This window comes from Kosakonia sp. H02, assembly GCA_030704225.1.
Classification (GTDB): domain Bacteria; phylum Pseudomonadota; class Gammaproteobacteria; order Enterobacterales; family Enterobacteriaceae; genus Kosakonia.
On record CP131915.1, the window covers coordinates 3,290,669 to 3,302,157 of the forward strand.

Consider the following 11,489-nt stretch of genomic DNA (forward strand, 5'->3'; position numbering starts at 1 on the left):
TTTGCAGGAGAGCGGGATGACGACTTCATTGACATGGCATGATGTACTGGCAGACGAAAAACAACAGCCCTACTTTATTAACACGCTCAACACGGTTGCGGCTGAGCGCCAGTCCGGCGTGACCATTTACCCGCCGCAGAAAGATGTGTTTAATGCCTTTCGTTTTACCGAATTAGGTGATGTCAAAGTGGTGATCCTCGGCCAGGATCCCTACCACGGCCCCGGTCAGGCGCACGGTCTGGCGTTTTCTGTGCGTCCCGGCGTCGCTATCCCGCCTTCACTGCTGAATATGTATAAAGAGTTAGAAAATACCGTGCCGGGATTTGTCCGCCCCGATCACGGTTATCTGGAAAGCTGGGCGCGCCAGGGCGTGCTGTTACTCAACACGGTGCTCACCGTGCGTGCCGGCCAGGCGCACTCGCACGCAAGCCTGGGTTGGGAAACCTTTACCGATAAGGTGATCAGCCTGATTAACGAGCATCGTGAAGGTGTGGTGTTTTTGCTGTGGGGTTCACATGCGCAGAAGAAAGGCGCGATTATCGACACGCATCGCCACCATGTGCTGAAAGCACCCCATCCGTCGCCGCTGTCGGCGCACCGGGGTTTTTTTGGTAGCAATCATTTTGTGCTGGCGAATCAGTGGCTGGAACAGCACGGAGAGAAGCCGATTGACTGGACGCCACAACTACCGGCGGAAAGTGAATAGCGTTTACATTTCGTAGGCCCGGTAAGCGCTGGCGCCACCGGGCATTTACTGTAGACAGATTACGCTTTGTTCTGACGCCACCACTCTGCCAGCAACACGCCGGTTGCTACAGAGACGTTGAGGCTTTCAACGTTGCCGGTACCCTCAATAGAAACACTGAGATCCGCGCGGGACAACGTAGCGTCAGACAGACCATCACGCTCCTGGCCTAGCACCAGCACCATCTTTTTCGGCAGCTCGGCTTTAAACAGCGGCGTCCCGTTATGGCTGGACGTCGTAACTAACGCGTAACCGGCCTGGCGGAACTCTTCCAGCGCATCGACAAAACTGGCGCCGGTGATTGGCTGAACGTGTTCCGCGCCGCCTTCCGCCGTGCGTATTGCCGCGCCGGATTCGACCATGCCCGCATCCTGCAACACTACGCCTTTCACACCAAAGTGCGCGCAGCTACGCATAATTGCGCCGAGGTTATGCGGGTTGCCAACATCTTCCAGCGCCAGCACGCAATCTTCTTCACCGGCGTTAGCGACCCATTTCTGCACACTCAGGCCATTGCGCTTTTTGATCAGGAAGCAGACACCACCGTGATGCTCAGTACCGGACGCTTTCGCCAGCTCGGCTTCATCAACCACATGGTATGCCTTGCGGTTCGCCGCCATCCAGCGCAGTGCTTCTTTAAAGCGCGGCGTCACGCTCTGCACAAACCAGGCGCGAACAATCGAGTCCGGGCGGCTGCTGAACAGCGCCTGGCAAGCGTTTTCGCCATAGACACGCGTCTCTTCTGCGCGTTGACGGCGCAGGACTTCCGGATCGATATAACTTTTACCGCTAATGCCGCCGTGATCCGCTTTTTCCGGCGTCTCGTCGCCCGGAGCCCGGGAAACGGTGCGCCATGGTGAATCACCACGGGCGCTGTAATCATCACGCTGAGGGCGACTTCTGTCATCGCGAGCAGAACGACCTTTATCATCACGGGAAAAACGGCTTCTGTCGTCACGGCCTGGACGACCTTTGTCATCACGCGATGTGCGACGGCCATCATCGGCACGCGATGACGATCCAGAACGTGCAGGGCCTTTCCCGGTACGCGGGTTGTAACCTCGTTTGTCGGAATCATCATCACTGCGGACATACATCACTTTGACCTTGCCGCTTTTATTCTTTAATTCATCGTTCATGCTTTTCTCCACCAGCGCTGCGCGAAGCGCGCAGATTACCTGATGTCCTTGCGCTTCGCCATTAATTCGTTCAAAAGCTATCGACTATTGTACTCATTGAATAAAACACATTGTCGTTTGAAACCGTCCCATCAATAATACGTAACATTGTAGAAACATAACGGTGTAAAGCCGTTTTGTACCATCGCTTCCCTGAGGTTAGTTATGAATACCGTATGTGCAAACTGTCAGGCGTTGAATCGCATTCCGCAGGAAAGGATGAATGACGGCGCTAAATGTGGGCGCTGTGGACATGAGTTGTTCGATGGAGATGTCATTAACGCCACCGGCGAAACGCTGGATAAGCTGCTCAAAGATGATCTGCCGGTGGTGGTGGATTTCTGGGCACCGTGGTGCGGCCCGTGCCGTAACTTCGCACCGATTTTTGAAGACGTTGCGGAAGAGCGCAGCGGCAAAGTTCGCTTCGTTAAAGTGAATACTGAAGCGGAACGTGAACTCAGCGCCCGTTTTCGTATCCGCAGCATTCCGACCATTATGCTATTCAAAAATGGCGAAGTGGTGGACATGCTGAGCGGCGCAATGCCGAAAGCACCGTTTGATAGCTGGCTTAACGAATCACTGTAATCCTGGCGGGGCGCATCTTGTGCCCCGTTTTCACCTCTGCGACAATGGCGTTTTTCTTACGCGATCTCCATGACCGATAACGCTGTTCTTCAACTCCGCGCTGAACGCCTTGCCCGCTCGACTCGCCCCTTTCTTGCACGTGGCAACCGCATCCGCCGCTGTCAGCGCTGCCTGCTGCCGTTGCGACAATGCCTGTGCGATACGCTACAACCCTCGGCGGCTACCAGCCGTTTTTGTCTGGTCATGTTTGATACCGAACCCATGAAACCCAGCAACACCGGGCGCTTGATTGCCGATGTCCTGCCCGACACGCTGGCCTTTCAGTGGTCGCGCACTGAGCCCCCACAGGCGCTGATCGATTTATGTACCAACGACGCATATCAACCGATGGTAGTTTTCCCGGCCTCTTACGCAGGTAGCGAGCGTCAGGTATTGAGCGCACCGCCAACGGGAAAACCACCGCTGTTTATCATGCTGGATGGTACCTGGACCGAGGCACGCAAGATGTTTCGCAAAAGCCCTTATCTGGATGCATTGCCGGTGATTTCTGTCGATTTGTCGCGGGTTTCTGCTTATCACCTGCGCGAAGCCCACGCGGAGGATCAGTATTGCACGGCGGAAGTGGCGATCGCCCTGCTGGATTTGGCCGGAGATAACACCGCCGCACAGGCGCTTGGTTCCCATTTCTCCCTGTTCCGTGAGCGCTATCTGGAAGGGAAACCCCATCATTCGCCCACCATCACAGCAAAAACGGCAGAAAACGTTTAATATCATCCGGTCACTCATTTGTGGAGGCCGGTATGAGCCAACGAGGGCTGGAAGCGTTATTGCGTCCCCGATCGATTGCGGTGGTGGGTGCGTCGATGAAACCGGATCGCGCCGGTTTTCTTATGATGCGCAATTTACTGGCGGGCGGTTTTGCCGGGCCCGTTTTGCCGGTCACACCTGCCTATAAAGCCGTGCTGGGCGTGCTGGCCTGGCCGGATATTGCCAGCCTGCCTTTTACTCCCGACCTTGCCGTGCTCTGCACCCATGCCAAACGCAACCTGGAACTGCTCGACGCGCTCGGGCAGAAAGGCTGCAAAACCTGCATTATTCTCTCCGCGCCGCCTGAACAACACAGCGACTTGCTCGCCTGCGCGGGTCGCTATCAAATGCGCCTGCTTGGCCCGAACAGTATGGGTTTGCTGGCTCCGTGGCAAGGATTGAATGCCAGTTTCTCCCCGGTGCCTATTACGCGCGGCAAGCTGGCGTTTATTTCCCAATCCGCCGCCGTTTCCAACACTATTCTCGACTGGGCGCAGCAGCGGGAGATGGGCTTTTCCTACTTTATTGCGCTGGGTGATAGCCTCGATATTGATGTCGATGAGCTACTCGATTTTCTTGCCAGAGACAGTAAAACCAGCGCCATCCTGCTCTATCTTGAACATTTAAGCGATGCGCGTCGGTTTGTTTCTGCGGCGCGCAGTGCCTCGCGCAACAAACCGATTCTGGTGATTAAAAGTGGCCGCAGCCCGGAAGCTCAACGTTTGCTGCACGCCCATTCCGGCCTCGATCCCGCCTGGGATGCGGCCATTCAGCGTGCCGGTTTGCTGCGCGTTCAGGATACGCACGAACTCTTTTCAGCCGTGGAAACGCTCAGCCATATGCGCCCGCTGCGCGGCGAGCGCTTGATGATTATCAGCAACGGTGCCGCTCCCGCCGCGCTGGCGCTGGATGAACTGTGGTCACGCAATGGCAAACTGGCAACATTAAGTGAAGAGACAGTAGCGCAGCTGCGCGCAGCGCTACCGGAATCTGTCACGCCCGACAACCCGCTGGATTTGCGGGATGATGCCAGTAACGAGCGCTATGCGGCGGCACTTAACATTTTGCTTAATAGCCATGATTACGATGCGCTAATGGTTATCCACTCGCCAAGTGCCGTTGCGCCGGGTAGCCAAAGCGCGCAGGCGCTTATTGACGTGCTGAAAAACCATCCTCGCGGGAAATATGTCACCGTACTCACCAACTGGTGCGGTGAATTTTCATCCCAGGAGGCGCGGCGTTTCTTTAGCGAAGCGGGTTTGCCGACGTACCGGACGCCCGAAGGCACCATCACCGCGTTTATGCATATGGTCGAATATCGGCGCAATCAGAAACAATTACGTGAAACACCGGCGATTTCCGTGAGCCTGACGGCGGATACTGCTGAAGCCCATCATTTGTTGCAACAGGCGCTTGCCGACGGCGCGACCACGCTGGATACGCATGAAGTTCAGCCAATTTTAGGTGCCTGGGGTTTGCAAACGCTGCCCACCTGGATAGCCAGCGACAGCGCAGAGGCGGTGCATATTGCCGAGCAGATCGGTTACCCGGTGGCATTAAAACTGCGCTCCCCGGATATTCCTCATAAATCTGAAGTACAGGGGGTGATGCTTTATCTGCGCACCGCAAAAGAGGTCCAACAGGCGGCAGATGCGATTATCGAGCGCGTAAAAATGAGCTGGCCGCAGGCGCGGATCCACGGTTTGCAGGTGCAGAGCATGGCGAACCGCGCGGGTGCACAGGAGCTGCGCGTGGTGGTGGAACACGATCCGGTATTTGGCCCGCTAATTATGTTGGGTGAAGGTGGTGTTGAATGGCGAGCGGAGGATCAAGCGGCAGTTGCCCTGCCCCCGTTGAATATGAACCTGGCGCGTTATCTGGTCATCCAGGCAATTAAAAGCAAAAAGATCCGCGGCCGTAGCGCATTGCGCACCCTGGACATTGCAGGTCTGAGCCAGTTCCTGGTGCAGGTTTCAAACCTTATTGTTGATTGCCCTGAGATTGAGCGGCTCGATATTCATCCTTTGCTGGCCTCCGGCAATGAATTTACGGCGTTGGATGTAACCATGACGCTCTCGTCTGCTGCCGGAAATGGCGAAACGCGGTTGGCGATCCGCCCTTATCCGCAACATCTGGAAGAGCAGGTGACGATGAAAAATGGTGAACATTGCCTGTTCCGACCGATCCTGCCCGAGGACGAGCCTCAGCTTCAGCGGTTTATTGCCCAGGTAACGAAAGAGGATCTTTACTATCGCTACTTCAGCGAGATCAACGAATTTACCCATGATGATTTAGCGAATATGACGCAGATCGACTACGATCGGGAAATGGCGTTTGTGGCGGTGCGCCGCACGGAGCAGGGCGAAGAGATCCTGGGCGTAACCCGCGCGATATCCGATCCGGACAATATCGATGCTGAGTTTTCCGTGTTGGTGCGTTCCGATTTGAAAGGGCTCGGGCTTGGGCGACGTTTACTTGAAAAGCTTATCAGTTATACCCGGGATCACGGACTTAAGCGCTTGAATGGTATTACTATGCCCAATAATCGCGGCATGGTAACGCTGGCGCGCAAACTGGGATTCGATGTCGATATCCAGCTGGAAGATGGGATTGTGGGTTTATCGCTCCAACTGGCGCAGACGGCGCAATCCTGAGTAAGGCACTGGAAATGTTGACCACTTTAGTAGGCACGGTGTTATTATTGCCCGCTTATGTCGTCTGCATGGTACAGAAGACCCTTCAATAAACAGAGAAGAAACGCACTGTGATGTTGTCAAAATTTAAGCGCAATAAACATCAACAACACCTTGCCCAACTCCCCAAGCTTTCTCAGTCTGCTGATGATGTTGCATTCTTTTACTCACCGGCCGTTTTCAGGGAGACGTTACTTGCGAAGATAGCCAGCGCAACGCGTCGAATCTATATCATTGCCCTGTATCTCGAACAGGACGATGGCGGGAAAGGAATTCTTAATGCGCTGTATGAAGCAAAACGCCAGCGACCAGAACTTGATGTCTGTGTTCTTGTAGACTGGCACCGCGCTCAGCGTGGCCGTATTGGTGTGGCGGCATCGAACACCAATGCTGACTGGTATTGCCGCCTTGCCCAGGAAAACCCTGGCGTTGAGGTACCTGTTTATGGCGTGCCGGTCAATACGCGCGAAGCACTCGGCGTCCTGCATTTCAAAGGTTTCATTATTGATGACAGCGTGCTTTACAGCGGCGCGAGCCTTAATGATGTTTACCTGCATCAGCATGATAAATACCGTTATGACCGCTATCAGTTGATCCGCAATCCGCAAATGGCCGATGTCATGCGTAATTGGGTCGAGAAGAACCTGATTCAGGGGCGCGGTGTGAACCGCCTGGACGATCCTCAGCGGCCGAAAAGCCCGGAAATCAAAAACGATATTCGCCAGCTCCGCCAGGAATTGCGGGATGCCACGTTCCATTTCCAGGGCGATGCGGGTAACGATGAACTGGCGGTCACGCCGCTGGTCGGGCTGGGGAAATCCAGCCTATTGAATAAAACGATTTTCCATCTTATGCCCTGTGCGGAACACAAATTGACCATTTGTACGCCGTACTTCAACCTGCCTGCGGTGCTGGTGCGCAATATTATTCAGCTTCTGCGCGAAGGTAAAAAAGTGGAGATTATCGTTGGCGATAAAACAGCGAATGACTTTTTTATCCCGGAAGATCAGCCGTTTAAAATTATCGGTGCATTGCCCTATCTTTATGAGATTAACCTGCGCCGCTTCTTAAGCCGCCTGCAATATTATGTGAATACCGACCAGTTAGTCGTTCGTCTATGGAAAGATGACGACAATAGCTATCACCTGAAAGGAATGTGGGTGGACGATGAGTGGATGTTGTTGACGGGGAATAACCTCAACCCGCGCGCCTGGCGTCTGGATCTGGAAAACGCTGTGTTGATCCATGATCCAAAACAGGAGCTGGCGGCGCAGCGTGATAAAGAGCTGGAACTCATCCGCACCCATACCACCGTGGTCAATCACTATCGAGATTTGCAAAGCATTGCCGAATATCCGGTGAAAGTGCGTAAACTGATTCGGCGGTTGCGCCGTATCCGCATCGACAAGCTGATTAGCCGCATTCTTTAAAACAGAGCCCTGTCACTGCGACGGGGCTTTTTTTCAGGTTTCCCTGCATGAAATATGCCCCACTGTTAAGTGCACTGCTGTTGACAGGCTGTAGCCATATGGCAAATGACAACTGGAGCGGCCAGGATAAAGCGCAACATTTTCTCGGTTCAGCGATGCTCTCCGCAGCCGGTAATGAGTACGCACAGCATCAGAGAATTAGCCGCGATCGCAGCGCAGTAATAGGGGTAATGTTCTCTTTAAGCCTGGGTGCATCAAAAGAGCTATGGGACAGCCGCCCATCGGGAAGCGGCTGGAGCTGGAAAGATTTTGCGTGGGATGTTGCCGGTGCCACAACGGGCTATGCCGTGTGGCAACTGGCTGAACACTAAAGTCGAATACCTTTGCCTTTGCGATGCAGCATCAGTGAAACCAGAAACGCTAAGGCCCCCATTACGGTGACATACCAGAAGAACGCAGTTTCGAAACCGACTGATTTCAGCGACAGCGCGACATATTCCGCGGAGCCACCAAATACAGCATTTGCTACGGCATAGGATAAACCAACGCCTAAAGCACGTACCTGAGCCGGGAACATCTCAGCTTTCAGGATCCCACTGATCGAGGTATAAAAACTGGTGATAATCAGTGCCATCATTACCAGAGCAAAAGCCGCGTAAGGTGATGTCACACTGTGTAATGCACTCAGGATCGGAACGGTACAGACTGTTGCGAGACCGCCAAAAAGCAACATAGACGTTCGGCGGCCAATACGATCTGACAGCGCGCCGATAAAAGGTTGGATCAGCATAAACACAAACAGCGCTACCGTCATAATGATGCTCGCGACATTCGCATGCATACCCGCAGTATTAACCAGGTACTTTTGCATATAAGTAGTGAAGGTATAGAACGTCAGCGAACCACCGGCAGTAAAGCCAAGCACCATCAAAAAGGCTTTGCGGTTGCGCCATAACCCTTTCATCGAGCCGGCTTCTTTCAATGCGCGAACTTCTTGCTGTGAGGTTTCATCCAACTGGCGGCGGAGCCAAAGCGCAACAATCGCTAGTGCCGCGCCGATGGCAAAAGGAATACGCCAGCCCCAGGCACGAAGTGCTTCATCCTCAAGGATTTGTTGCAAAATAACCACGACCAGTAGCGCCAGTAATTGCCCGCCAATCAGCGTGACGTACTGAAATGAGGCATAAAATCCTTTACGCCCTTCTACCGCGACTTCACTCATATAAGTTGCGCTGGTTCCATATTCGCCACCGACGGAAAGCCCCTGGAACAGACGCGCCAGCAATAATAAGGCGGGAGCCAAGGTCCCAATGCTTTCATAACCGGGTAAACAAGCAATGACCAGCGATCCCAGGCACATCATACATACCGAAATCAGCATGGATGTTTTGCGCCCGTGGCGGTCTGCAATGCGACCAAATAACCAGCCGCCGATTGGCCGCATCAGAAACCCTGCGGCAAATACGCCTGCGGTTTGTAGTAACTGCGTGGTGGTGTTACCTGCCGGGAAAAAGATGTGAGCAAAATAGAGAGAGCAAAAGGAATAAACATAAAAATCAAACCATTCCACAAGGTTACCTGATGAGGCACCGATGATCGCCCATACTCTGCGGCGGGTATCACTACTGGTGAGCGATTCCCGGGATGTCATACTGCTTTCAGCCATTCGAATGTTACTCCTGCCAGCGCTAAGGATTGCTTTTTGATAGTGAACATCCATGCTCACCACTGTGCAAAGATACAAATGTTACATATTTGTTATCATGCATTAGTGATGAGCATCACAATTTAGCTTAGCAGGAGAAGTAAATGAAACGGTGCAGAAAGACAACAGCAAAAAAGCCCCATGCTTTCGCATGAGGCTTTTCGTCACCGGCTGGCCCAGCAGTCTGCTGCGGTCAGTGCGCGCATCCGTGCCGAGCACTGTCAGCGACAGCGTGAACGCCTCCGACAGCGCCTCGCGCCCGGAGAGTTTCCAGAAAAGCAGGCCGTCTACCGGCAAGGTGACTGTGATCCTGTCCTGCATGATTCAATCCTTTTAGCGTGTCTGTCCATTATTTGGCGCGATGAAACTTCAGGCTCTGGATAATTTCCTGATACTGCTTTTGATAAGCCTCACTGAATTCCCCCGGGCAGGTGCCAATATAGCTGACCATTTTTTTTCCTGAAGCGGGATCCGCCAGCAAAATGATGGTCTGGCGCTGATAGATGACATGATTATCGTTTTTGAATTGATAAAACAGCTCAACGGCGGGATTACCGTCCACTTCCAGCATTTGTGAAGATTCAAGGTGAAAGTCGGTTAATGTCATCTCCAGTTCACGTATTTTTCTGGCGGCGACCGTGTGGACTTTATCATCGGCTTGTGCACTGGCGCGAGACACGACAAACGTAAATTCACTGCCACCGTTATTACTGTGTGTTAATAAATTCATAGTTCTGTCTTTTTAGTATGTCGGGCGAGACTAACGTCGTTATTGAAAAAGAAGCCATTGCTCCATGCAGCAATGTGAAAAAGATACGCGCGGAAAGAGGAAGACCTCTCCGCGCGTTGCCGGGCGTGGAAGCCCGGGCGGAACAATGACTATTGCGGTTGTGGATTAATAAGCCAGGTGCCAGGGCTGGCGATAGTCACCGTCTGGCGGCGGGTCTGGCCGTTACCCCGTAGCACCAGTTCATAGCGACCTGGTTGCACTTTCAGCGATGCAAAACCGCTGGTGGCAGGTGAAACTGACTGGCTTTCACCATTAAGGGTCAGTTTTTCACCGTCATTCATGCGGATAAAGAGTTGTGCTACCGGCGCTTGAGCGGCGGCGGGCGCCGCATTCTGGTTCGCCGTTTGCGCAGGTGGCGTTGCAGGCTGTTCAGCCGGAGCAGACTGGCGCGGCGGATCGGCAGGAGCCGTGTTCTGCTGCACATCAGTATTGCTGGCGGTTTGGGTTGCCGCGTTCTCCGGCGCAGAACCGCCGCTGAACAACAGGCCGCCAGCAATCAGCCCCACCAGCACGCCAGCCGCGACCAGGCCTGGCATTTTGTAACGTTGCCAGCCTGCCACTTCCGCTTTTTCCGGGGTGTCTTCCACCGGAACCAGCATGGTGCCTGGCTGTTTAACGCTCAGCACATCATCAATTCCCGCCACCGGCATCTCGATAAGCGCAGCGAATTCATCCACGGTTTGCGGGCGGTCTTCCATTTTCAGCGCCAGGGCGCGATCCACCGCTTGCAACAGCGACAGGGAGTAACCCGGCAGACCGCGTTGCGTCAGCGGCACATAAGTGTCCTGAATACTGCGCACCACGCTCACCGGCGGCGGCGAACCGATAATTAAGGTATGCAGCACAGCGCCAAGGGCGTAGATATCGGTCCACGGCCCCTGCTCGCTTTCATTGTCATCGGTGTATTGTTCGATCGGTGCATAGCCCGGGCGCAGCATGGTTTCGGTTTCATCAGACACCGAACCAATACTGCGGCGCGCAGAGCCGAAATCGAGTAGCACCGGCAGGCCATTTTCCTGGATTTGGATGTTATCCAGCGAAATGTCACGGTGCAGATAACCTTCATCGTGAATGGTTTTGATAGCCCCGAGCAGCATCGGCAACATGCGGCGGATCCAGGCTTCATTAATCAGCGCCGGGTTCTTTTCGCGCAGGCGGGAAAGCGTTGTTCCGCTGTAAAACACCGTTCCCATATAGGCGGTGTCATTCTGCACCCAGAAACGCAGCACATGCAGCAGGTTCGGGTGGTTAAAGCGGGCCAGTAAACGGGCTTCCTGGATAAAACTGTTCAGCCCGGCGGTAAACGCTTTGCTGAACCGCTCGCTGCGCAGCACCAGCGTCATGTCGTCGTTACGGACTGCCAGCGAAGAGGGCATAAACTCTTTAATCGCGATGGTTCGCTCAAGCTGGTGATCCCAGGCGCGATAGACGATGCCAAAACCCCCACCACCGATCACTTCTTTGATTTCGAACTCGTTGAAGCGATATCCCGGTGGCAGCGCGTTCGGTACACTCCGGTTGTTATCGTGATCCGTCATATTGGAAAACTCTCTTGA

General features: G+C 53.9%; 11 protein-coding genes. 6 read left to right on the forward strand and 5 right to left on the reverse strand.

Annotated features, from left to right (window positions below; all coding sequences use genetic code 11):
* The first annotated feature begins 16 nt into the window (after nt 1-16).
* Entirely contained in the window at nt 17-706 is a 690-nt protein-coding gene (ung, locus tag Q5705_15395; protein ID WLI75966.1) for a uracil-DNA glycosylase, read from the forward strand.
* 59 nt (nt 707-765) lie between these two features.
* Here ung and Q5705_15400 read toward each other — a convergent pair whose 3' ends face one another.
* Nucleotides 766-1,884: a tRNA/rRNA methyltransferase gene (locus tag Q5705_15400; protein ID WLI75967.1), complete on the reverse strand. Its 1,119-nt coding sequence runs from the start codon at nt 1,882-1,884 to the stop codon at nt 766-768.
* Between the two features lie 204 nt (nt 1,885-2,088).
* Here Q5705_15400 and trxC point away from each other — a divergent pair, with 204 nt between their 5' ends.
* The 5 genes from trxC to Q5705_15425 all read left to right on the forward strand — a co-directional run bounded on the left by trxC (nt 2,089) and on the right by Q5705_15425 (nt 7,809).
* Nucleotides 2,089-2,508, forward strand: coding sequence for a thioredoxin TrxC (gene trxC / locus Q5705_15405; protein ID WLI75968.1), 420 nt, complete (start codon nt 2,089-2,091; stop codon nt 2,506-2,508).
* A gap of 69 nt (nt 2,509-2,577) precedes the next feature.
* Nucleotides 2,578-3,276: a tRNA-uridine aminocarboxypropyltransferase gene (locus tag Q5705_15410; GenBank protein ID WLI75969.1), complete on the forward strand. Its 699-nt coding sequence runs from the start codon at nt 2,578-2,580 to the stop codon at nt 3,274-3,276.
* Between the two features lie 32 nt (nt 3,277-3,308).
* Nucleotides 3,309-5,969 carry a protein lysine acetyltransferase gene (gene pat, locus Q5705_15415; GenBank protein WLI75970.1) on the forward strand — a complete coding sequence of 887 codons (2,661 nt, stop codon included), beginning with the start codon at nt 3,309-3,311 and terminating at the stop codon, nt 5,967-5,969.
* Nucleotides 5,970-6,082: 113 nt separating this feature from the next.
* Nucleotides 6,083-7,438 (forward strand): CDP-diacylglycerol--serine O-phosphatidyltransferase, encoded by a 1,356-nt coding sequence (gene pssA, locus Q5705_15420; protein ID WLI79040.1) that lies wholly within the window; start codon nt 6,083-6,085, stop codon nt 7,436-7,438.
* Nucleotides 7,439-7,485: 47 nt separating this feature from the next.
* The gene (locus Q5705_15425; protein WLI75971.1) at nt 7,486-7,809 is read left to right on the forward strand and encodes a YfiM family lipoprotein; all 324 of its coding nucleotides are present in this window, start codon (nt 7,486-7,488) and stop codon (nt 7,807-7,809) included.
* Here Q5705_15425 and Q5705_15430 read toward each other — a convergent pair.
* The 4 genes from Q5705_15430 to Q5705_15445 all read right to left on the reverse strand — a co-directional run bounded on the left by Q5705_15430 (nt 7,806) and on the right by Q5705_15445 (nt 11,471).
* The gene (locus tag Q5705_15430) at nt 7,806-9,104 is read right to left on the reverse strand and encodes an MFS transporter (protein ID WLI75972.1); all 1,299 of its coding nucleotides are present in this window, start codon (nt 9,102-9,104) and stop codon (nt 7,806-7,808) included. The two genes, Q5705_15425 and Q5705_15430, sit on opposite strands and share 4 nt — an antisense overlap.
* A gap of 102 nt (nt 9,105-9,206) precedes the next feature.
* On the reverse strand, nt 9,207-9,464 hold the full coding sequence (locus Q5705_15435; protein ID WLI79089.1) for a hypothetical protein: 258 nt from the start codon (nt 9,462-9,464) through the stop codon (nt 9,207-9,209).
* Between the two features lie 28 nt (nt 9,465-9,492).
* Nucleotides 9,493-9,873: a DcrB-related protein gene (locus Q5705_15440; protein WLI75973.1), complete on the reverse strand. Its 381-nt coding sequence runs from the start codon at nt 9,871-9,873 to the stop codon at nt 9,493-9,495.
* A gap of 149 nt (nt 9,874-10,022) precedes the next feature.
* Nucleotides 10,023-11,471 (reverse strand): serine/threonine-protein kinase, encoded by a 1,449-nt coding sequence (locus Q5705_15445; GenBank protein ID WLI75974.1) that lies wholly within the window; start codon nt 11,469-11,471, stop codon nt 10,023-10,025.
* Between the last annotated feature and the right edge of the window lie 18 nt (nt 11,472-11,489).

Excerpts from the sequence above, each read along its gene's own strand:
- pssA (WLI79040.1), top strand. The coding sequence starts at position 6,083 with ATGTTGTCAAAATTTAAGCGCAATAAACATCAACAACACCTTGCCCAA.
- Q5705_15400 (WLI75967.1), bottom strand. The coding sequence starts at position 1,884 with ATGAACGATGAATTAAAGAATAAAAGCGGCAAGGTCAAAGTGATGTAT.
- Q5705_15435 (WLI79089.1), bottom strand. The coding sequence starts at position 9,464 with ATGCAGGACAGGATCACAGTCACCTTGCCGGTAGACGGCCTGCTTTTC.
- Q5705_15425 (WLI75971.1), top strand. The coding sequence starts at position 7,486 with ATGAAATATGCCCCACTGTTAAGTGCACTGCTGTTGACAGGCTGTAGC.
- Q5705_15445 (WLI75974.1), bottom strand. The coding sequence starts at position 11,471 with ATGACGGATCACGATAACAACCGGAGTGTACCGAACGCGCTGCCACCG.
- Q5705_15430 (WLI75972.1), bottom strand. The coding sequence starts at position 9,104 with ATGGCTGAAAGCAGTATGACATCCCGGGAATCGCTCACCAGTAGTGAT.
- pat (WLI75970.1), top strand. The coding sequence starts at position 3,309 with ATGAGCCAACGAGGGCTGGAAGCGTTATTGCGTCCCCGATCGATTGCG.
- trxC (WLI75968.1), top strand. The coding sequence starts at position 2,089 with ATGAATACCGTATGTGCAAACTGTCAGGCGTTGAATCGCATTCCGCAG.
- Q5705_15440 (WLI75973.1), bottom strand. The coding sequence starts at position 9,873 with ATGAATTTATTAACACACAGTAATAACGGTGGCAGTGAATTTACGTTT.
- Q5705_15410 (WLI75969.1), top strand. The coding sequence starts at position 2,578 with ATGACCGATAACGCTGTTCTTCAACTCCGCGCTGAACGCCTTGCCCGC.
- ung (WLI75966.1), top strand. The coding sequence starts at position 17 with ATGACGACTTCATTGACATGGCATGATGTACTGGCAGACGAAAAACAA.